The organism is Pseudomonas sp. ANT_J28, assembly GCF_008370005.1.
Taxonomy (GTDB): domain Bacteria; phylum Pseudomonadota; class Gammaproteobacteria; order Pseudomonadales; family Pseudomonadaceae; genus Aquipseudomonas; species Aquipseudomonas frigoris.
Window position 1 is genome coordinate 90,154 of the sequence record NZ_VOBM01000019.1, and the last position, 20,719, is coordinate 110,872.

At 61.3% G+C, this 20,719-nt stretch carries 21 protein-coding genes; 10 read left to right on the forward strand and 11 right to left on the reverse strand.

What is annotated here, in order from left to right; translation table 11 throughout:
- Positions 1-50: 50 nt before the first annotated feature.
- From nosR to FQ187_RS15525, 7 genes are all read left to right on the forward strand, one after another.
- Positions 51-2,264: a transcriptional regulator NosR gene (nosR, locus tag FQ187_RS15495; RefSeq protein WP_149630154.1), complete on the forward strand. Its 2,214-nt coding sequence runs from the start codon at positions 51-53 to the stop codon at positions 2,262-2,264.
- A gap of 53 nt (positions 2,265-2,317) precedes the next feature.
- The gene (gene nosZ, locus FQ187_RS15500) at positions 2,318-4,240 is read left to right on the forward strand and encodes a TAT-dependent nitrous-oxide reductase (RefSeq protein ID WP_371925545.1); all 1,923 of its coding nucleotides are present in this window, start codon (positions 2,318-2,320) and stop codon (positions 4,238-4,240) included.
- A gap of 27 nt (positions 4,241-4,267) precedes the next feature.
- Complete coding sequence (locus tag FQ187_RS15505) at positions 4,268-5,557, forward strand: nitrous oxide reductase family maturation protein NosD (protein ID WP_149630156.1); 1,290 nt, start codon at positions 4,268-4,270, stop codon at positions 5,555-5,557.
- Positions 5,554-6,477 (forward strand): ABC transporter ATP-binding protein, encoded by a 924-nt coding sequence (locus tag FQ187_RS15510; RefSeq protein ID WP_149630157.1) that lies wholly within the window; start codon positions 5,554-5,556, stop codon positions 6,475-6,477. Before FQ187_RS15505 ends, FQ187_RS15510 begins: the two co-directional genes overlap by 4 nt.
- Positions 6,474-7,304: an ABC transporter permease gene (locus tag FQ187_RS15515; RefSeq protein WP_149630158.1), complete on the forward strand. Its 831-nt coding sequence runs from the start codon at positions 6,474-6,476 to the stop codon at positions 7,302-7,304. The genes FQ187_RS15510 and FQ187_RS15515 overlap by 4 nt, the downstream gene beginning before the upstream one ends.
- A gap of 33 nt (positions 7,305-7,337) precedes the next feature.
- Positions 7,338-7,841, forward strand: a complete 504-nt coding sequence (locus FQ187_RS15520; RefSeq protein WP_149630159.1) for a nitrous oxide reductase accessory protein NosL — start codon at positions 7,338-7,340, stop codon at positions 7,839-7,841.
- Between the two features lie 110 nt (positions 7,842-7,951).
- Positions 7,952-8,695, forward strand: coding sequence for an SDR family NAD(P)-dependent oxidoreductase (locus FQ187_RS15525; protein WP_149630160.1), 744 nt, complete (start codon positions 7,952-7,954; stop codon positions 8,693-8,695).
- Between the two features lie 716 nt (positions 8,696-9,411).
- Here the strand turns inward: FQ187_RS15525 and FQ187_RS15535 are convergent.
- From FQ187_RS15535 to FQ187_RS15585, 11 genes are all read right to left on the reverse strand, one after another.
- Positions 9,412-10,905, reverse strand: a complete 1,494-nt coding sequence (locus tag FQ187_RS15535) for a nitrite reductase (RefSeq protein WP_149630161.1) — start codon at positions 10,903-10,905, stop codon at positions 9,412-9,414.
- On the reverse strand, positions 10,902-11,741 hold the full coding sequence (gene cobA, locus FQ187_RS15540) for a uroporphyrinogen-III C-methyltransferase (RefSeq protein ID WP_149630162.1): 840 nt from the start codon (positions 11,739-11,741) through the stop codon (positions 10,902-10,904). The genes FQ187_RS15535 and cobA overlap by 4 nt, the downstream gene beginning before the upstream one ends.
- A 70-nt stretch (positions 11,742-11,811) precedes the next feature.
- Positions 11,812-12,990 carry a heme d1 biosynthesis radical SAM protein NirJ gene (nirJ, locus tag FQ187_RS15545; protein ID WP_149630163.1) on the reverse strand — a complete coding sequence of 393 codons (1,179 nt, stop codon included), beginning with the start codon at positions 12,988-12,990 and terminating at the stop codon, positions 11,812-11,814.
- Between the two features lie 198 nt (positions 12,991-13,188).
- Complete coding sequence (locus FQ187_RS15550) at positions 13,189-13,704, reverse strand: Lrp/AsnC family transcriptional regulator (RefSeq protein WP_149630164.1); 516 nt, start codon at positions 13,702-13,704, stop codon at positions 13,189-13,191.
- Positions 13,679-14,122, reverse strand: a complete 444-nt coding sequence (locus FQ187_RS15555) for an Lrp/AsnC family transcriptional regulator (protein ID WP_149630165.1) — start codon at positions 14,120-14,122, stop codon at positions 13,679-13,681. Before FQ187_RS15555 ends, FQ187_RS15550 begins: the two co-directional genes overlap by 26 nt.
- Entirely contained in the window at positions 14,115-14,630 is a 516-nt protein-coding gene (locus FQ187_RS15560) for an Lrp/AsnC family transcriptional regulator (RefSeq protein ID WP_149630166.1), read from the reverse strand. Before FQ187_RS15560 ends, FQ187_RS15555 begins: the two co-directional genes overlap by 8 nt.
- Positions 14,627-15,085, reverse strand: coding sequence for an Lrp/AsnC family transcriptional regulator (locus FQ187_RS15565; protein ID WP_149630167.1), 459 nt, complete (start codon positions 15,083-15,085; stop codon positions 14,627-14,629). Before FQ187_RS15565 ends, FQ187_RS15560 begins: the two co-directional genes overlap by 4 nt.
- A 1-nt stretch (position 15,086) precedes the next feature.
- Positions 15,087-16,265 carry a cytochrome D1 domain-containing protein gene (locus tag FQ187_RS15570; protein WP_149630168.1) on the reverse strand — a complete coding sequence of 393 codons (1,179 nt, stop codon included), beginning with the start codon at positions 16,263-16,265 and terminating at the stop codon, positions 15,087-15,089.
- On the reverse strand, positions 16,262-16,585 hold the full coding sequence (locus tag FQ187_RS15575) for a cytochrome c (protein ID WP_149630169.1): 324 nt from the start codon (positions 16,583-16,585) through the stop codon (positions 16,262-16,264). Before FQ187_RS15575 ends, FQ187_RS15570 begins: the two co-directional genes overlap by 4 nt.
- 19 nt (positions 16,586-16,604) lie before the next feature.
- Positions 16,605-16,919, reverse strand: coding sequence for a c-type cytochrome (locus FQ187_RS15580; protein ID WP_149630170.1), 315 nt, complete (start codon positions 16,917-16,919; stop codon positions 16,605-16,607).
- A gap of 24 nt (positions 16,920-16,943) precedes the next feature.
- On the reverse strand, positions 16,944-18,635 hold the full coding sequence (locus FQ187_RS15585; protein WP_149630171.1) for a nitrite reductase: 1,692 nt from the start codon (positions 18,633-18,635) through the stop codon (positions 16,944-16,946).
- Positions 18,636-18,834: 199 nt separating this feature from the next.
- Between FQ187_RS15585 and FQ187_RS15590 the strand changes: the two genes are divergently transcribed.
- Genes FQ187_RS15590 through FQ187_RS15600 form a run of 3 tightly spaced genes read left to right on the forward strand, consistent with a single transcriptional unit; the run spans position 18,835 to position 20,477 of the window.
- Positions 18,835-19,638, forward strand: coding sequence for a CbbQ/NirQ/NorQ/GpvN family protein (locus FQ187_RS15590; protein ID WP_149630172.1), 804 nt, complete (start codon positions 18,835-18,837; stop codon positions 19,636-19,638).
- Positions 19,622-20,209, forward strand: a complete 588-nt coding sequence (locus FQ187_RS15595) for a cytochrome c oxidase subunit 3 (protein WP_149630173.1) — start codon at positions 19,622-19,624, stop codon at positions 20,207-20,209. Before FQ187_RS15590 ends, FQ187_RS15595 begins: the two co-directional genes overlap by 17 nt.
- 10 nt (positions 20,210-20,219) lie before the next feature.
- Positions 20,220-20,477: a cytochrome C oxidase subunit IV family protein gene (locus tag FQ187_RS15600; RefSeq protein ID WP_149630174.1), complete on the forward strand. Its 258-nt coding sequence runs from the start codon at positions 20,220-20,222 to the stop codon at positions 20,475-20,477.
- Positions 20,478-20,719: the final 242 nt, after the last annotated feature.

Here is a 20,719-nt window from a genome sequence, read left to right on the forward strand (position 1 = left end):
TGGACTCAAGTTGATTTCAATCAAGGGCAGGGGGCGCAACGCTCCCTAACATGACCGAAAGCCCTTTTGAAATCAGCGAACCCATGACAATCCATCAGCCTTCGATACACGGCAACCTGCGCGCCTGGGGCGTCGGGCTGGTGGTCCTGCTGATGCTGATGCTCGCCACCTTCGACGGGGTGCAGGCCAAGCAGTACGGCGACATCGAGCAGCAGCGCATCGAGAAAACCTTCCCTCAGACCGATTCCGTTTCCGCCCCCGAAGGCCGGGTCAAGGTGCGCACACTGTCCGCCGCCGGCAAGGTGCTCGGTTATGTGTTCCAGAGCCTGGACGTGGTGGATATTCCGGCCTACTCGGGCAAACCGATCAACACCCAAGTGATTCTCGACACGACCGGCATGATTCAGGATGCCTATGTGCTGGAGCACCACGAGCCGATTCTGCTGATAGGCATCCCTGAGGCAAAACTGCACGGCTTCAGCGCCAAATACAAAGGCGTCAAGGTCAGCCAGCGGGTCGTCGTCGGCCATTCCAGTGACCCGAACGCGGTCACCGTCGATGCGATTGCAGGGGCTACCGTCACGGCGATGGTAGTCAACGAGATCATCATGCGCGCCGCACACGACGTGGCCGTATCACTCAAGCTGGTCGAGGACACTGCCCGTGTGGCGCACAAGCCCGCCACCGTACGCCAGGACTTTTTCGAGCCTGCCACCTGGGAACAACTGACCGGCAACGGCGCCATCCGCCGCTTGAACCTGACTCGTGGCCAGGTCGACGCCGCCTTCAAGGGCACCGACGCCGAAGGCGTGGAAAACGCCGCCGCCGATCAGGTGGATGAGACCTTTATCGAGCTCTACACCGCCGACCTGAATCCGCCGACCATCGGCCGCGCGCTGCTGGGCGACAATCAATATCGATTCCTCATGCAAGACCTCAAGCCTGGCGAACAGGCCATCGCGGTGCTGGGTCGTGGGCTGTTTTCCTATAAAGGCTCGGGGTATGTGCGCGGCGGGATTTTCGATCGGGTGCAATTGCGCCAGTTCGGCAACGTCATCAGTTTTCGCGACATGGACCATCAGCGGCTCTCCGACGTGTTTGCCAAGGGCATGCCGGAATTCACTGAGATGTCGATTTTCATTGTGCGCGAACCGGCGAAGTTCGATCCGGGATCGCCCTGGTCCCTGGAGTTGCTGGTGCGTCGTCAGACCGGGCCGGTCAGTGGCACGTTCAGCAGCTTCGAACTGCCTTATCAACTGCCCGAGCCGTACCTTGAACGGCCACTGCCCAGCGCCGAAGAACTGGCCGCCATCGAGGAAGCCGGTCGGCCAATGTGGTTGACCATCTGGTACCAGAAACACTTCCAGATCGGCGTACTCGGGACCGCGTTGCTGCTGCTGACGGCCATCCTGTTCCTGCAAGACAAGTTCACCCGCCGGCCGCATTTTCTGCACTGGCTGCGCCGCGGTTACCTGTTCTTTACCGTGGTGTTTCTCGGTTGGTACACGCTGGGGCAGTTGTCGGTGGTCAATGTCCTGACCTTTGTGCATGCGCTGTTCGAGCATTTTCGCTGGGAGCTGTTTCTCACCGATCCGCTGATCTTCATGCTCTGGGTCTTCGCCGCTGCGAGCATTCTGCTGTGGGGCCGCGGTGTGTTCTGCGGCTGGCTGTGTCCGTTCGGGGCCTTGCAAGAGTTGATCAACGAAGCCGCGCGCAAGCTGAAAATCCCCCAATACGAATTGCCGTTCGCGGTCCATGAGCGGCTGTGGGCGATCAAATACATCATTTTGCTGCTGCTGTTCGGCATCTCCCTGGAGTCGATGTCCACCGCCGAACTGTTCGCCGAAGTGGAACCGTTCAAGACCGCCATCACCCTCAGGTTCGACCGCCAGTGGTGGTTCGTGCTCTACGCGGTGGCGCTGCTGGTCATCAACATCTTCACGCGCAAAGTCTATTGCCGCTACATCTGCCCCTTGGGGGCGGCGCTGGCGATTCCGAGCAAATTTCGCCTGTTCGACTGGCTCAAACGCCGCAAGGACTGCGGCACACCCTGCCAACTGTGCGCCAAGGAATGCGAGATCCAGGCGATTCACCCGGATGGCCACATCAATGCCAACGAGTGCCACTACTGCCTCGATTGCCAGATGACGTACCAGAACGACAACAAATGCCCGCCGCTGATCAACAAGCGCAAGAAGCGCGGCAAACCGGCACCCGCTGCTGTGCAACTGATACCTGTCGTGGAAGTGACCGCTCTGGAATGAACCCCGCGAGCGCCTGTGCGCAGTGACCGTTTTTATCCCTTCAAGGAAAACACCTGATGAACGACACAGAATCCAAAAAAACCACTGAAGTGCCGGAACCGACAGGCCTCAGTCGTCGCGGCTTCCTGGGCACCAGCGCGGTGACCGGGGCGGTACTGGCCGGTGCCTCGGCCATCGGTGGCGCGGTCTTCACCCGTGAGACATGGGCGGCAGCGGCCAAGGACGCACAACTGAAAACCCACGTCGGGCCGGGCGAACTGGATCAGTACTACGGTTTCTGGAGCGGCGGCCATCAGGGGGAAGTGCGGATCATGGGCGTTCCGTCGATGCGTGAGTTGTTGCGCATCCCGGTGTTCAACGTCGATTCCGCCACTGGCTGGGGCCTGACCAACGAAAGCAAACGGGTCATGGGCGACAGCGCGCATTTCCGGAATGGCGACTGCCACCACCCGCATTTGTCGATGACCGATGGCAAGTACGACGGCAAGTACCTGTTCATCAACGACAAGGCCAACAGCCGCGTTGCGCGTATCCGTCTGGACATCATGAAGTGCGACAAGATGCTCACCGTGCCCAATGTGCAGGCCGTTCACGGGCTGCGCCTGCAAAAAGTCCCGCACACCAAGTACGTGTTCGCCAATGCCGAGTTCATCATTCCGCACCCCAATGACGGCAGCACCTTCGACCTGCAGGACAAGAACAGCTACACCATGTTCAACGCCATTGATGCCGAGAAAATGGAGATGGCGTTCCAGGTCATCGTTGACGGTAACCTCGATAACACCGACGCCGACTACACCGGCAAGTACGCGGCTTCTACCTGCTACAACTCGGAGAAGGCCTACGACCTGGGCGGCATGATGCGTAACGAGCGCGACTGGGTGGTGGTGTTCAACATCCAGCGCATCGAAGCGGCGATCAAGGCCGGCAAGTTCATCACTGTCGGCGACTCCAAGGTGCCGGTGGTCGACGGCCGTAAAAACGACGGCAAGGACAGCGCGTTCACCCGTTACATCCCGGTGCCGAAGAACCCACACGGCATCAATATGACGCCCGATGGCAAGTACTTCATTGCCGCCGGCAAACTCTCGCCCACTTGCACGATCATCGCCACTGCGAAGCTGGATGATCTGTTCGACGACAAACTCAAGGACCCGCGTGACGCGGTGGTCGGCGAGCCGGAACTGGGTCTGGGCCCGCTGCACACCACCTACGACGGCCGCGGTAATGCCTACACCACCTTGTTCATCGACAGCCAGGTGGTGAAGTGGAACGTGGAGGAGGCCGTTCGCTCCTACACCGGCGAGAAGGTCAACTACATCAAGCAGAAACTCGACGTGCAGTATCAGCCGGGCCACAACCATGCGTCGCTGACCGAAACCCGTGAGGCCGACGGCCAGTGGCTGGTGGTGCTCAGCAAGTTTTCCAAGGACCGCTTCCTGCCGACCGGCCCGCTGCACCCGGAAAACGATCAGTTGATCGATATCTCTGGCGAAGAAATGAAACTGGTGCACGACGGCCCGGCCTTCGCCGAACCCCACGACTGCGTCATGGCTCGTCGCGACCAGATCAAGACCAAGAAGATCTGGGACCGCAACGACCCGTTTTTCGCCGAGACCGTGGCAATCGCCGCGAAGGACGGCATCAAGCTGGAGACCGACAACAAGGTCATCCACGACGGTAACAAAGTCCGCGTCTACATGACCTCGATGGCCCCGGCCTATGGCCTGCCGGAGTTCACCGTCAAGCAGGGCAACGAAGTCACCGTGACCATCACCAACATCGACCAGATCGAAGATGTGACCCACGGCTTCGTGATGACCAACCATGGCGTGAGCATGGAAATCAGCCCGCAGCAGACCTCATCGATCACCTTCACCGCCGACAAGGCTGGCCTGCATTGGTACTACTGCAGCTGGTTCTGTCATGCGCTGCACATGGAAATGGTCGGCCGCATGAAGGTCGAGAAGGCCTGAGCATTGCCCATCGACAGGAGCCAAGCAATGACTGATAGCAAGGGAAACCCGGTGAAGGTCATTGCGTTTGCGCTCCTGCTGATGTCCGGCAGTGCGCTGGCGGTGCAACCCATCACCACGCTGCCGTTGACGGTGGACGCCGAGCAGCGCTGGCACCTGCCGGCGGGGGAATACCGTGGCTCGTTCAGCGTCGATCAACCGATGCAGATTGTCTGCGAGCCGGGTGCGGTATTTCAGGGCGAGGGGCAGGGCAACGGTCTGATCATCAGTGCGCCGGATGTCGGCATCGAGGGCTGCACCTTTCTGAATTGGGGGCACGACCTCACGGCCATGAATGCAGCGCTGTTTATCCAGCCCCAGGCCCATGGGGCGGTGATTAAAGGCAATCGCCTGCAAGGCCAGGGGTTCGGTATCTGGGTCGATGGTACTCAGGATGTGAGCCTGATCGACAACCGCATTCAGGGTGATCCGACGATGCGCTCGCAGGATCGCGGCAACGGCATTCATCTGTATGCCGTGCATGGCGCCAAGGTCATTGGCAATCAGGTGCGCGACACCCGTGACGGCATTTACATCGACACCTCCAACGGCAACCTGCTGCAAGGCAATACCCTGGAAGACCTGCGCTACGGCGTGCATTACATGTTCGCCAACGATAACCAACTGATCGGCAACATCACCCGCCGTACCCGTACCGGCTACGCCTTGATGCAAAGCCGCAAGCTCACGGTGATTGGCAATCGTTCCGAACAGGATCAGAACTACGGGATCCTGATGAACTACATCACCTATTCAACCTTGCGTGACAACTTCGTCACTGACGTGCGCGACGGCTCGACCGGCGACAGCATGATCAGCGGCGCCGAGGGCAAGGCGTTGTTCATCTACAACTCGCTGTTCAACAGCATCGAACACAACCACTTCGAGCACAGCGCCGTGGGCATCCACCTCACCGCCGGCTCGGAGGACAACCGCATCGCCGACAACGCTTTCGTCGGCAACCAGCGACAGGTCAAGTATGTCGCCACCCGCTTGCAGGAATGGTCGGCGGATGGCCGGGGCAATTACTGGAGCGACTACCTGGGCTGGGACCGCAACAACGACGGCCTCGGCGATATCGTCTACGAACCCAATGACAACGTCGACCGTTTGCTGTGGCTGTACCCGCAAGTGCGGCTGTTGATGAACAGCCCCGGTATCGAGTTGCTGCGCTGGGTGCAACGGGCCTTTCCGGTGATGAAGTCGCCGGGGGTGCTGGACAGCCATCCGCTGATGAAGTCATCCACTCAAACCCTGACCCAGGAGCCCACCTCATGAACGTCATCGATATCGAAGGCGTCAGCCAGCGCTATGGCTCCACTACGGTGTTGCATAAGCTCAACCTCAGCCTGGCGGAAGGGGAAGTGCTGGGCTTGTTCGGGCACAACGGCGCGGGCAAGACCACCAGCATGAAACTGGTGCTTGGCCTGCTCCAGCCCAGCGAAGGGCAGGTCAGGGTGTTCGGCCGTTTGCCCAGTGATCCCCACGTGCGACGCCTGCTCGGTTATCTGCCGGAGAACGTGACGTTTTACCCGCAACTGAGCGGTCGTGAGACCTTGCGTCATTTCGCACGACTCAAAGGTGCCGCGTTCGCTCAGGTGGAGGTGCTGCTTGAGGAGGTCGGCCTGGCCGGTGCGGCGCATCGACGGGTCAAGACCTACTCCAAAGGCATGCGCCAACGCCTGGGGCTGGCGCAAGCGCTGCTCGGCGAGCCGCGTTTGTTGCTGCTAGACGAGCCGACCGTCGGCCTCGATCCCATCGCCACCCAGGATCTTTATCGCTTGCTCGATCGCCTGCGCAGCCAGGGCACCAGCATCATTCTCTGTTCTCACGTGTTGCCGGGTGTCGAGGCGCACATCAACCGCGCAGCGATTCTGACCCAGGGCCGCCTGCTGGCTCTGGGCAGTCTGCACAGTTTGCGCGAGGAAGCCGGGTTGCCGACGCTGATTCGCGCCAACGGCCTGAAGCACGCCGGGCCCTTGCAGCAACGCTGGAACAACGCCGGGCACGTCACCGAGCGCTGGGGCGTCGAAGGTCTTGAAGTCGCCGCGCTCAATGGCAGCAAGCTTGGGCTGTTGCGCCAACTGCTCAATGAAGACGAACCGGCCGACGTGGAAATCCATCAGCCGTCTCTGGAAGATATTTACCGCTACTACATGAGCCGGGCCGGTGCGGCGCCGATCGGGGAGGCCGTATGAACGCTGTCTGGAACATGGCCCGCAAGGAATTCAGCGACGGTTTGCGCAATCGCTGGTTGCTGGCGATCAGTGTGTTGTTCGCGGTGCTGGCCATCGGCATCGCCTGGCTGGGCGCCGCGGCCTCTGGGCAATTGGGATTCACCTCGGTGCCGGCCACCATCGCCAGCCTCGCCAGTCTGGCGACGTTTTTGATGCCGTTGATTGCGTTGCTGTTGGCCTATGACGCCATCGTCGGCGAGGACGAGAGCGGCACTTTACTGCTGTTGCTGACGTACCCGTTGGGTCGCGGGCAGATTCTGCTCGGCAAGTTCGTCGGCCACGGGTTGATCCTGGCGCTGGCGACACTGATCGGTTTCGGCTGCGCCATGCTGGCCATCGCCGTGCTGGTGGACGATGTCGAACTGAGCCTGCTGCTCTGGGCTTTTGGCCGGTTCATGGCGTCGTCGACGTTGCTGGGTTGGGGGTTTCTGGGGCTGGCCTATGTGCTGAGCAGTGTGTCCGCCGAGAAATCCACGGCGGCCGGGCTGGCGTTGGGTGTCTGGTTCTTCTTCGTGCTGGTGTTCGATCTGGCATTGCTGGCGCTGTTGGTGCTCAGCGAAGGGCAGTTCAACCCGAAAGTGCTGCCTTGGTTGCTGCTGCTCAACCCCGCTGACATCTACCGCCTGATCAACCTCTCCGGTTTTGAGCCCGGCGGGGGCACCACGGGTGTGCTGACGCTGGGCAGCGATTTGCCGATGCCGGGCTCGATGCTCTGGCTGTGCCTGTCGCTCTGGGTGGCGCTGCCATTGGGCTCGGCCTGGCTGTTGTTTCGTCGCCGGGCGACATGAATTTCCACTTTGATAGTTTTGGAGCAGTTGACGATGAGTACGTTTTATCTGGCGACAGTCCGCGCTGTGGTGGGCCTGATGATGTGTCTGTTGCTGACGGCCTGTGACAACCCGGCACAAGCCACCTATAGCAACGCCGCCGCAGCCTTTCATCCCAGTGATGAATGCCACGTCTGCGGGATGATCATCAACGGATTCCCCGGGCCCAAGGGCGAGGTCGTCGAGCGGGCCGGGGTCAAGAAGTTCTGCTCCACGGCGGAAATGATCGGTTGGTGGTTGCAGCCGGAAAATCATCATGGCGATGCAAAACTGTATGTCCACGACATGGGCCGCAGCCCTTGGAACGCGCCGGATGACGCCCACCTGATCGATGCCAAAGACGCGTTTTACGTGGTTGGCACCCAACTCAAAGGCGCCATGGGTGTGGTGCTGGCGTCGTTCTCCAGTCGCGAGGCCGCTGAAAAGCTTGCTGCTGAACAGGGCGGTCGCTTGCTGCGGTTCAGCGAGATCACTCCGGCGCTTTTGCAGCAACACTAACGACGTCGAAAAAATCTGATCGCCGTCAAGTCGTTTTTTCTTCTCCTGTTCAAAGATAGGGACTCGCTATGTCCCCAGTGCTTGGCATCCGTGATGCCCAGGAGTAAATGATGAAAACCGAGTTTCAGGATCGTTTGGCGGTGGTCACGGGTGCCAGCTCCGGGATTGGCCTGGCACTGTGTGCCGCGCTGTTACCGCGCGGGGTCAAGGTGCTGGCGATGTCACGGACCCTCGGTGAATTGCCGGCCTTGCAGCAGATCTACGGCGAGCGATTGCAGTGGTTTGCCGGGGACGTCACGAGCCAGCAAGACCTGCGCGAGCTGTCCGAGCGCGCTGCGGCGTTGGGTCCCGTGGACTATCTGGTGCCCAACGCGGGTGTCGCCGAAATGGCCGACAGCCTGGACATGCAGGCCTTCCAGCGCCAGTGGGCGGTCAACGGTGCCGGGGCGTTGAATACGCTGGCGGCGTTGCGGGGTGAATTGGCGAGCCCTGCTTCGGTGGTGTTTGTCGGGAGTTTTCTGACCGGTTCGAGCTTCCCCGGGTTGGCCGCCTGCATTGCCAGCAAGGCTGCGCTCGCGGCTCAGGCGCGGACGCTGGCGGTGGAATTTGCGAGCTTTGATGTGCGTATTAATCTGGTCTCTCCGGGACCGACTGCTACCTCGATGTGGGACAACCTGGGGTTGAGCGAGGGGGAGCTTGGCGATGTTGCTGACACTCTTGGTAAACGTCTGTTGCCTGGTCATTTCCTCGATGCAGCAGCAGTGGCTAACGTGATTATCTTTCAGCTGTCTCAAGGCGCCCGAGGTGTCTACGGTCAGGACTGGAAGGTCGATAACGGGTACACCTTGGGCTGAAGGGGAAATATTTACGTTCGGAGTACATATCCGTTGCTGCGGTAACGGCGACTTAGGGTTCCGCCCTTACGGCGGGTCACTTGGAAAAGCGCCAAGTAACCAAACGCTCTTGCCCCTGACGTACGGTGCCTCGCCTAGGCTCGGCATGCCCTCGCTCCGGTCCTGCTCCGTGGGCCGGCCGCCATCGGCCATCCATGGCCGGGGGCGGCTACCGCGGCATCCTTGCCGCGGTGCCCACTGCGCAGAACCTGCACTCGGCCTTCCGACGGGGCAGATCAAGATCAAGATCAAAATCAAAAGCGAGGCGGCCCACCCGGCCGGCCTATCCTTCGAGCCCGCTCCCGCAGATCATCGGCGGCGTACACCCAACCCGCACCAGGCAAAAATCCAAATGTGGGAGCGGGCTTGCTCGCGAAGGCGGACTGGCATCCGCCATTGATGTCGATTGACACGGCCCCTTCGCGAGCAAGCCCGCTCCCACAGGGGGAATGCGTGTGCTTGAAGGATAGGCCGGCCGGGTTAGCCGCCCCCGGCCATGGATGGCCGATGGCGGCGGGCCCACGGAGCAGGACCGGAGCGAGGGCATGGCGAGCCTAGGCGAGGCACCGAACGAAAGGGGCAAAAGCCCTTGGTTACTTGGGGCTCTTCCAAGTGACTCGCTGTAAAAGCGAAACCGTCAGCCGCCGTTACCGAAGAAACGGATATACACCCAAGGCCTAGTGCGAAGTCCCCTCAGCAAACTCGATCTTGTTGCCCACGTTGTACTTGCCCGAAGGCTTGTTCATCGGAATACGTTTGATCTCCTTGAGGGTGTTGCTGTCGTAAACGATCAGCGCACCGTCGGTGGCCCAGATGCTCAGCAGCAGATAACGGCCGTCACGGGTGAACTCAACATGAGCGGCGGTTTTCCAGGGCATCGGGCGCAAGGTGTGGGCAATCTCCAGCGTCTGTTTGTCGATCAGGTGGATCGCATCGTTGTCGGGCCCGAAGAACACGTCGCTCCAGGCATACCGTGAATTGACGTGACTGCGCATGAAGAAACCCGGCCCCAGGGTCGGGATTTCCTTGATCAGTTTCCAGGTCTTGAAGTCGATGACCGAGATCAGCCCCTTGCTGATATTCGGCGTGGCGAACACCCACTCGCCGTTGCGTTTCCAATAGGTCCCCGAGCCCAAATGCGGCATGCCTGGCAGCGGTATGTCGGTGACCACCTTGCCGCTGTCGAGGTCGATCACTTGACCGCCCTGGGCCTTGCGCGACGTGGCCAGCAGCTGTTTGTAGTCCGGTGAAAAGGAGAAGTCGTCGAGGAAATCCCCGGCAGGGATCCGCCGTGGTTTGAAATCCGGTGTGCCGGCCCAGGACAGTTCCCAGACTTCCTTCACGTCCTTGAGCGCCACGATGAAACTGTCGCGTGGCGGGGCGGAGTAGACCGCGCTGACCCGTGACGCGGTACCGTCCTGACCGATGGCGGGAATGGTTTTGACCAGCGACAGATCGCGGGCATCGAGCACTACAAGATTGCCGGGTAAATAGTTGCCCACCAGCACCCAGCGTCCATCCTTGCTCACCGCCAGGTTGCGGGTGTTGAGACCAGCGCGGACCTCGGCGATCAGCTTCAGGTTGTGCAAGTCATACAGGCTGATCCAGCCGTCACGGGAGGCGAAGTAGACGAAGCGCCCATCGGGTGAGAACTTCGGCCCGCCATGCACGGCAAAGTGCGAAGCAAACCGCGCCAGCACCTCAAAGCGGTCACCGTCGAGGATGTCGATGTGATGGTCACCGGCTTCCACCACCACGAACAGGTTCAGCGGGTCGGCGCCATGCTGGGGCGTGGTGGGCAATTTGCTGAGATCCGCGAGCATCGAGTGACTGCCGAGAATGTCGTCATTGCTCCAGGTGGGCGGGGTGGCGGGCGGTTGCTGAAGGTAATCCACCAGCGCGTCGATCTGCGTGGGGCTGAACACAGTGGCATAGCCGGCCATTTGGCTCGCGGGGCGGCCGTTCTGAATCACGCTGCGGATTTCATCAGGTTTGATTCGGCTGAGACTCTCCGGCAACAACGCCGGCCCCGCAGCGCCGAAACGGTTGGCGCCGTGGCAGCGCTGGCAATGCTGCTGATAGTTTTCCGCGGCTTGCTCAAGTGCCGGAACTGATGCGCCAGCATGGGCCGCACTGACCCATAAAACGTGGGCTAAGATCATTCGCCTCATATCGCCACCTTGGCGTGGCGTTGCAGTGCTTGGGCCGGGTAAAGCCGCGCCGGGTATTCCAGTTGTTCTGCGCCAAACAGATCGACCACTGTGCCGATCACCGTCAGTGTCGGAATGCCCGGTGGACAATCCAGCGCCAGGGTCGGTAATTGGTGCAGCTTGCCACGGGCGACGTGCTGGTCGGGACGCGTGCCGTTGCTGATCAAGGCCGCCGGCGTATCGGCTGACATCCCGGCTTCGATCAAGCGTTGAGCGATGATCCCCAGGTTCGATAACCCCATGTAAAACACCAAGGTCTGGCTACTGTCGGCGAGGCTGCTCCAGGGCAGCGATAACTCGCCATCGCGTTGCAAATGGCCGGTGATGAAGCGGCAGGAGTTGACCAGGTCGCGGTGGGTCAACGGTATGCCCGCGTAAGCGCTGCAGCCCGAAGCGGCGGTAATGCCCGGCACCACCTGGCAGTCAACTCCGCGTTGCAGCAGGTACTCCAGCTCCTCGGCGCCGCGACCAAAAATGAACGGGTCGCCGCCCTTGAGCCGGACCACGCGCTGCCCTTGATCGGCGAGGTCGGCCAGCAGTTCGTTGATCTGTTCCTGGGGCAGGCTGTGGCAGCCGCTGGCCTTGCCGACGTAATGGCGGGCGCAGGTGAGGGGGATCAACGACAGCAGTTCGGGGCTGATCAGCCTGTCATAGACCACGGCGTCGGCCTGCATCAGCAGGCTCCAGGCGCGCAGGGTCAGCAGGCGTGGATCGCCGGGGCCGGCGCCGACCAGGGCAACTTCGCCCGGTCGGAACGGGGACTCAAGTGAGGTCGGTATAGCAATTGATGGAGGCATGGGACGTCCTTGGTGCTTCATCAGGTTGGCCGGCCCCAGCCTTTGTCAGGTGGTTGGCCGGACGGGCTATTCAGTGGGTGATGCAAGGGATGGTCGTTGACGGTGGCATACCGATTTCGTCATCGCTGAGGTGGCAGCCGGGGTCCTGGCCCCACAGATCTCCCTCGGCCCAGGCGCGGGTGCGGGTGTTGCCGTTGCAGATGGGCAACCAGCGGCATTGCGCGCAACGTCCACCGACGGCGCGAGGATGCTCACGCAGGCGCAGCAGCAGGGTATCCGGCTGATCCAGCCACAGCGTGCGAAACGACGTGCGCCGGACATTGCCCACCGAGTGCTGCCACCAGTAGGTGTCCGGGTGCACTTCGCCGGTGTTGTCGATGTTGGCAATGCCGCTGCCCGACGCGTTGCCGCCCCAGGCGCGGAGCATGTTTTCCAGGCGCGGGTAATGCTCTGGCAGACGAAGGCCTGCCCATTGCAGCAGGAGAATGGCGTCGGCATCGTTGTTGCCGCTGACAAAATCGCTGTCGCGACCCTGTTGGATGTCTGCCCAGGCTCGCTCGAAGATCAACGTCATGGCCTCGCGGCTCATCTGCTGGTGCGCGTCGAGTTTGCGACTGCGTTTGCCGCGACCGCTGTAGTTGAGGTGCGACAGATAAAACTTTTGCACGTCGTACTCGCGCATCAGCGCGAGTAATTGGGGCAGTTGCGCATGGTTTTCCTGGGTCAGGGTGGTGCGCAGGCCGACGCGAATGCCCTGTTCGCGACAGAGCCGGATCGCCTGCATGGAACGGGCGAAGCTGCCCTTGAGTTGGCGGAAGGCGTCATGGGTGGCTTCCAGGCCATCGATGCTGATCCCGACGTAGTCGAAATTCGCTGCACTGATCTGTGCGATGTTCTGCTTATCGATCAGCGTGCCGTTGGTGGACAACGCCACAAAGAAACCCTTGGCCCGGGCGTAGGCGCTGAGCACAAACAGATCCTCGCGCAACAGCGGTTCGCCACCGGAAAGAATCAACACCTTCACCCCGGCATCGTGCAGGTCGTCGATCACGGTCAGCGCAGCGGCCGTATCCAGTTCATCGCGAAAGACACTGTCGGCCGAGGTGGCGTAGCAATGTTTGCAGGTCAGGTTGCAGCGCCTGAGCAAGTTCCAGATCACCACCGGCGGCCGGTGGGTGCCTGGTGGACTGGTTCTGGGCGCAGGTGCCTGGCCGTCCAGCGCGCGCAGGTATTGGCTGATCCTCAACATGCAACTCTCCTTGAGTCAGGGCGTGTTCAGCGGGAAGCAATAGGCAAACGCAAGCCTGATGCCCGTAGCAGCTGTCGAGCTTGCGAGGCTGCGTTCGGCTGCGAAGCAGTCGTAAAACCTGTGTGCGTGGTGTGTCTGACATACCGCACTGCCTGATTTCACGACTGCTGCGCAGCCGAACGCAGGCTTCGCCGGCTGCTACAAGGTATGCGTTGAACTGACCGGAATTAAACGCAAGCCGGTTTTTTTCAGGATGCGGCTGCTCACCAGCATCTCGTCGGCCCCACAGGCGTCGCCCAGCAAGTAGCGCAGGTGCTCGCGGTAGCTGTTGATTTCATCGCTGCTGCGGCCATGCACCATGGCGAACAGGTTGTAGCGCCAGTCGGTTCGGCGTGGGCGGCGATAGCAGTGGCTGACGAAGGGTTGCGCGCCGATCAGCGCGCCAAGGCGCGGCATCTCGGTGTCGCGCACATCCCAGACCGTCATGCCGTTGTGGCGATAGCCCAGTCGGTAGTGATTGGGCACGGCGGCAATCCGCCGAATCGCGCCCTCGGCTTGCAAGCGCTTGAGCAGATCCAGGGTGGCTTCGATGTTCAGCCCCAGCTGTTCGGCGAGCCACGCCCACGGGTCGTCCAGCAGCGGCAGACCGGCCTGGGTCAACACGATCAGACGCTGGACGAGGGTGTCTTCAGGCCGGGAAATACAGACCGACATGGTAGGTCTCCTCTTTGGGCAGGTTGAGCAGCGGCAGGCCGGTCAGGGTTTCGATGCGGTGCAGGGTCTCGGCGATGGCGTGTTCGGTCGCGCAGCCGAGCACGAACCACATGTTCCAGGCGTGTTCGCGTCGGTAGTTGTGCGCCACTTCAGGCAGGCCATGCAGTTGCTCGGCGACGTCGTCGAAACGCTCTTCCGGGACAGCCAGTGCGGCGAGGGTGAAGGCGCCGCCCAGCCGTTCAATGTCGAACATCGGGCCGAAGCGTGTGAGCACGCCGTCATCGAGCAGGGCATGCAGTCGGTCGAGCAGTTCTGTGCTGCTGCTCTGCAGTTCGGCAGCCAATACCCGCCAGGGGTGGCGCACCAGCGGCAGGCCCAGTTGCAAGCGGTTGATCAGGCGACGGTCGAGGTCATCCATGGGTCGGTGCTCCTGTGCGCGAGGGCGCAAATCGGCCGCCGCACTGTTTGAAGACCTGGGTGCTGAACAGCAATTGATGGGGCAGGTCGCTCAGCAGATGCTCTTCCAGCAACGCGTGGATCTGCGCCTCCACTTGGCCACGTTGACGTCCGTGCACCATGCAAAACAGGTTGTACCGCCACTGCGGCAAGCGCCGGGGCCGCTGATAGCAGAGGTTAATGCCGGGCGCTCGCCCCAGGCGCTGGCCGACTTCGTCGATCAGCGCATCGGGAATATCCAGCACCAGCATGGCGTTGGCGGTAAAACCCAGCGCGCGATGGTGCAGCACCAGGCCGATACGGCGAAACAGCCCTTGCTCGCTCCACTGGCGCATTTGTTCGAGCACCTGGTTTTCGTCGGTGTTTATCCGTTCGGCGAGTTCCTGATAAGGGCGCGCTACCAACGGCAACCCACCTTCGAGGTGCCGGCGCAGCGCCAGCGCTTGTTTGGGGCTCAATCCAGGCTTCATGAGTTTTCTCCCAGGGCAAAACCGAGGTCGATGCGGTAGGCGGTCAACATCGGCAGGTCCAGCGGCATGAGGCCGGTGTCGTCCTCCAGTTCCTTGAGCACACGGTCGATGTGTTGGCGATCAGGGCCGGTCAGCACAAACCACAGGTTGTAGAAATGCTCCCGTGCGTAATTGTGATTGACCTCCGGGTACTGACTGACGCGATCGGCCACCTGTTGCAGGCGTTCGGCGGGCACGGCGAGGGCGGCGAGGGTGCTGGCCCCGGCGCGGCTGTGTTCGAACACCGGGCCGATCCGTGAGAGGGTGCCGGCCTGATCCATTTCTTGCAGGCAGTCCATCACTTGCGATTCGCGGCACCCGAGAATCCGCGCCATCTCTTTGTACGGTGCCGGACACAGCGGCATGCCGTGCTGGAAGCGGTCGATGAGTTGGCGGCTGAGCAGTTCAAGGTCCATTTCAATACCCCATTTTCTGCGCGCGACTGCTGAAGAAGATGCCGCTTGGCGCGGAGGCTGGCAGGGTACTCAGCAGCTTCAGGCTGTATGGATCCCAGACCTGAACCTGATCGCCGTCGCGTAACGACAGCCACAGCTGGTCGCCGCGTGCGGTGAATTCCATGTGCAGCACCGCTGGCCCCGGGTGCAGATCGGCGACCACGGCGTGAGTTTCGGTGTCGATGACCTGAACCCGATCGTTGTCCGGGTAGGCGAAGTTGACCCATAGCTGCCGACCGTCCGGGCGCGACGTGACGAACACCGGTTGGCCGGCGACGGGGATCACAGCGGTCTGCTGCCAGGTGCGCGAATCCATCACCAGCACCTGATGACGGCCGACGGCGGGTACGAAGGCCTGATTGTCGGCGACGGCCCAGCCTTCCAGATGCGGCATCTTGTAGACCGGGAGTTTCGCCTGGCCGCGTCCGTAGTCGCCGAGTACCCGCTGCACGCCGCGTTCTGGATGCCAGAGGTCGAGTTGCGCCATGCCGTCTTCACCGAACAGGCCGGCCATGTAATAGCGCCCATCGGGGGTAATCAGGGCGTCGTAAGGTTGCTCACCGATGCCGGTGAAACGGCTGATCTGCGGTGTGTTGCCCTGACTGAAATCGGCGGTCCAGATCTCGCCGGTATCGAACAGGCTGAACACAAAACGTTGCCCCGGTGCGTCGACCAGGCCAACCACCCGGGAGCGCTTGGTGCCGTCGGCGAGCGGCGTGGCCGGAATATCGGCCACCTGCTGCAGGGTGTCGGCATCGAACACCTTGACCCCGCCGGGCACGTAGTTGGACACCGCGATCAACTTGCCGTCCTGACTGATGGCCCCGCCAATGCTGTTGCCGCCCTGGATGACGCGATGGTCGATACGCCGGGTCAGCAAATCGATTTTGCTCAACCCGCCGTCGCGCCCGAACACATAGGCGTAGCGCTGGTCACGCGAGAACACCACCGAGGCATGGGACAGGTCGCCGAAACCCTCGAGTCGGGCCAGCGCGGTGTGGGTATCGCTTTCGATGATTTGCACGCTACCGGTGGCGCGCTCCACGACCACACCCAGATCGCCAGTGCCGCGCAACGGTGGTTGAACGCAAGCGGACAACAACAGCCCGGTCGCCGCTGACAGCAGGATTGAACGGATCATGGTGCGGGATATCCCTGGAGTAGAAGATCGACTAGCCACTGGATGTCGCCGGGGTTGAGCAACGGGGCCCAACCGGGCATCGCGGTGCCGGGCCGGCCTTGGGAGACGGTGGCAATCAGGCTGTCCCGTGACTTGCCGGCCAGCGCTGCGCGGGTCAGTTCGGGGCCCAGCCCACCGGTGAGGTGCAGCCCATGGCAGGCGCCGCAGTCCTGGGTCAGCAGGTGTTCGAGTTGCGCCTGCCGCTGGGCGTCCGGCGCCGCAACCGCAGTTGCGCAAATGAGGAGGAGGGCCGCCAGAATCACAGCGTGTCGATAAACCATCTTGACGCCCTCCAGGCGGTTATTTGAGTGTCAGGACCCAGGTCGCGAGAATCTTCGCTTCCTCTTCAGTCACCGGGTTGGCCGGCATTGGCATCGGGCCCCAATTGCCTTGTGTACCGTTCTTGATGTGGCCAGCCAAGGTGTCCACGGCCCCGGGTACGCCAGCGTTCTTGGCCGCTACATCCTTGAGCGCCGGGCCGACAATCTTGGTGTCGATGGAGTGACAGGCTGTGCAGGGTTTGCTTTTGAACAGCTCCAGCGCGTCTTGGGCCATGGCCGGCTGCACGCTCAGCGCAGCGGTCAGGGCGAACAGTGAGAACAGAGTATTTTTCATGGTGTTTCCTTGCATTGATGGAGCTCAATAGATGTCGTGTTGGGTGTTGTAGACATTGAACTTCCCGGTGGGTGTGATCAGTCGTTTGTCCTTGATGACTGACTTGAGCTTCAGTGTTTTGTCGTCGATCACCACCAGCGCCGACTCGTCTGCCTGGCCGCTCCACACGGAGAACCAGACTTCATCGCCGGCCTTGTTGAATTCCGGTTGCACGACGCGCATCGCGCCTTGCTTGATGCCGGCGTATTCGGCGATGGGCAGCACGGTGTAGCCGGCATCGAGTATGTCGATGTCGAACACCGCGACCGACTGGCTGAGCTTGGCGTCCGGGTTGAGGGTGGTGTCGACGTACAGGTGACGGGAGTTGGGGTGGGTTTTGATAAACAGCGATCCGCCGCCCTGGCCCTTGAGCGAGGCGACCTGTTTCCAGGCGTATTGCGGGTGTTTGGTCGGGTCGGTGCCGATCAGCGAGATGCCGTCATCACCCAGGTGGCTGGTGGCCCAGACCGGGCCGTAGGTCGGGTGGTTGAAGTTGGCGCCGCGACCCGGATGAGGGGTTTTGCCGACGTCCACCAACGCCGTCAACTTGCGCTCCTTGGAGTCGATCACGGCGACCTTGTTGGAGTTGTTGGCGGCGGTCATGAAGTAGCGATGCGTGCTGTCCCAACCGCCGTCATGCAGGAAGGGCGCGGCATCGATGTAAGTGACAGTGAGGTTTTTGATGTCCTGGTAATTGACCAGCATCACCTTGCCGGTTTCCTTGACGTTGACGATGAACTCCGGCCATTCGTGGGAGGCGATAATCGCCGCGACCCGAGGCTCCGGGTGGTATTCCTGCTTGTCGACGGTCATGCCACGGGTCGAGACTATCTGCTTCGGCTCCAGGGTTTCGCCATCCATGATGGTGAATTGCGGCGGCCAATAAGAACCGGCGATGGTGTATTTGTCCTCGTAGCCCTTGAACTTGGAGGTCTCGACCGAGCGCGCCTCGATGCCCACTTTGACTTCGGCGACCTTGGTCGGCTCGACCGGCCACAGGTCGATCATGTCGATCCGTGCGTCTCGACCAATCACCAGCAGGTAGCGACCCGAGGCAGAGATCCGCGAGATGTGCACCGCGTAACCGGTCTCGATGAGTTTGACGATTTTCTTGCTGTCCCCATCAATCAGGGCAATCTTGCCGTCATCGCGCAACGTCACCGAAAACAGGTTCGGCAGGTTGAGTTTGCTCAGCTGTTTCTTCGGACGGTCCTCGGGTTTGACCAACACTTTCCACGTTTTCAGCGTCTCGGCCATGCCCCATTCCGGTGGCGTCGGAGGCGAATGTTGAATGAACTTGGCCATTGACGTGATCTGATCCTTGGTCAGCGCATTGGACGTCCCCCAGTTCGGCATGCCCGCCGGAGAACCGTAGGTAATCAAGGCCTCCAGATACGGTTGCCCGCGGCTCTGGGTGATGTCCTGTGTCAACGGTTTGCCGGTCGCGCCTTTGCGCAGCACACCGTGGCAGCCTGCACAGCGCTGGAAGTAGATTTCCTTGGACGAGTCGAACTCGGCCTGGCTCATGTCGGGAGCACCCACGGTTTTGACCATGGGCGGGTTGGCCGCAGCGGCGGCGGGCTCTTCAGCGCTGGCGGCATGACTCACCGCCAGGGCCAGTGCCGAACACAGCGTGGTCAGGGTCAGGGCAAACGTTTTTCTATTGCTGATCAGCATTCCATTTCTCCTCAGGCAAGACCTTTGCGATGTGCTGAAACGGCAGCGCAGAACGCAGGTTCTTAGTGCCGTGCAAGGCTATGCCCGAGCAGGCCAATGTTCGCTTGACGAAGATCAAGTTTGCCGGCCATCTCACTTGCCAGGTTGTCGCAGGGGCCCGTAGCGTGTTCCTTGAATCCGCTTTTGGAACAGGCAGCTCATGGACCGTACCCAGTCTTGCAAACACCCGATCGAACCCTTCTACCAACCGCTGAATAATGAGGAGGCGCTGTTCGAACAAGCCTGGAGACATGGCATGCCGGTGCTGATCAAAGGCCCGACGGGCTGCGGCAAAACTCGTTTCGTCCAGCACATGGCCCATCGGCTGAAACTGCCGCTGTACACCGTGGCTTGCCACGATGATCTGAGCGCGGCCGACCTGATCGGCCGTCACCTGATCGGTGCCCAGGGCACCTGGTGGCAGGACGGGCCACTGACCCGCGCGGTGCGTGAAGGCGGCATCTGTTACCTCGACGAAGTGGTGGAGGCGCGTCAGGACACCGTGGTCGTACTGCATCCACTGGCCGATGATCGTCGGGAGCTGTTCCTGGAACGCACCGGCGAAGTACTGAAGGCGCCGCCGTCATTCATGCTTGTGGTGTCTTACAACCCCGGTTACCAGAACCTGCTCAAAGGCATGAAACCCAGCACTCGCCAACGCTTCGTGGCGATGCGTTTCGGCTATCCGCCGGTGGCCGATGAGGAACGCATCGTTGCCCGCGAGGCTCAGGTGGACAGCGCGCTGGCAGCGCAAGTAGTGCGGCTGGGCCAGGCGCTGCGCCGGCTCGATCAACATGATCTGGAGGAGGTCGCCTCAACGCGACTGCTGATTTTCACCGCGCGGATGATCCGCTCCGGCATGAGCCCCCGCGAGGCGTGCATGGCCTGCCTGGCCGAGCCGCTGAGTGATGATCCGCTGACCGTTGCCGCGCTGATGGACGTGGTTGATGTCCACTTCGGCTGAGTCCAAGGGCGTTTCGCAACGCCACTTGCCGGGCGATCTGGCGATGTGGTTTTTCATTTTGGCCGAGCTGTCGGTGTTCGCCATCCTGATTCTGGCGTTCGCCGTGACCCAAGCGCTCAAGCCGCAGATGTTCAGTGAAAGCCGTCTGTTGCTGAACACCTCAACCGGGCTGGCGATGACCCTGAGCCTGCTCACCGCGGGCCTATTCGCCGCGCTGGCGCAGGAGCAAGTCAGGCGCTCACGATCCCGTTACGGCGCCGTCTTCCTGCTGATGGCGTTGCTCGCCGCCAGTCTCTACGTGGGGCTGAAACTCAAGGAATACCGGCACTTGCTGGCCTCGGGGCTGGGCATGGAGCACAACACCTTTTTCACCCTCTACTGGATCCTCACCGGTTTTCATTTTCTCCACGTAGTGCTCGGTATGGTCATTCTCGGATGGCTGGCCGAGCGCTGTCGCCGTGGCCTGTATGACGTCAGTAAGCGCAGTGGCTTTGAATCCGGCGTGCTCTATTGGCACATGGTCGATCTGATCTGGGTCATGCTTTTTCCGCTGGTCTACGTGCTGAGTTGACGAGGTTCTCATGACTGTTTCCAGGGTTTTGCTCGTCTGTTGGGCAGCGCTTGCCACGTTAAGCGTGTGCACGGTGTTGCTGGCCCAGGCCGGTGCGACGTGGTTGTTGTCGATTGCCATCTTGCTGGTGGCAGTCGGCAAGGCGTGGCTGATCACCGATGGCTTCATGGAGATGCGCCACGCACCGCGACTGTGGCGCCGCTTGATGTTGAGCTGGGCGCTGGTGTTGGCGACTGTTGTGGGGCTGACACTGATTTTGTTCCGGTAAACGATCCCTGTAGCAGCTGGCGAAGCCTGCGTTCGGCTGCGAAGCAGTCGTAAACCCTGAATGCACGGTGTAACTGACGGACCGCGGTGCATGATTTCACGACTGCTTCGCAGCCGAACGCAGCCTCGCAGGCTCGGCAGCTGCTATGTATGGACTCGCCCCCACTGTCTACCCGCTTTTGAAAAACCGCCGCCCCGTTGCATCTATGTATCAGGCCTATTCGAAGAAGCCGTCTTCGGCTT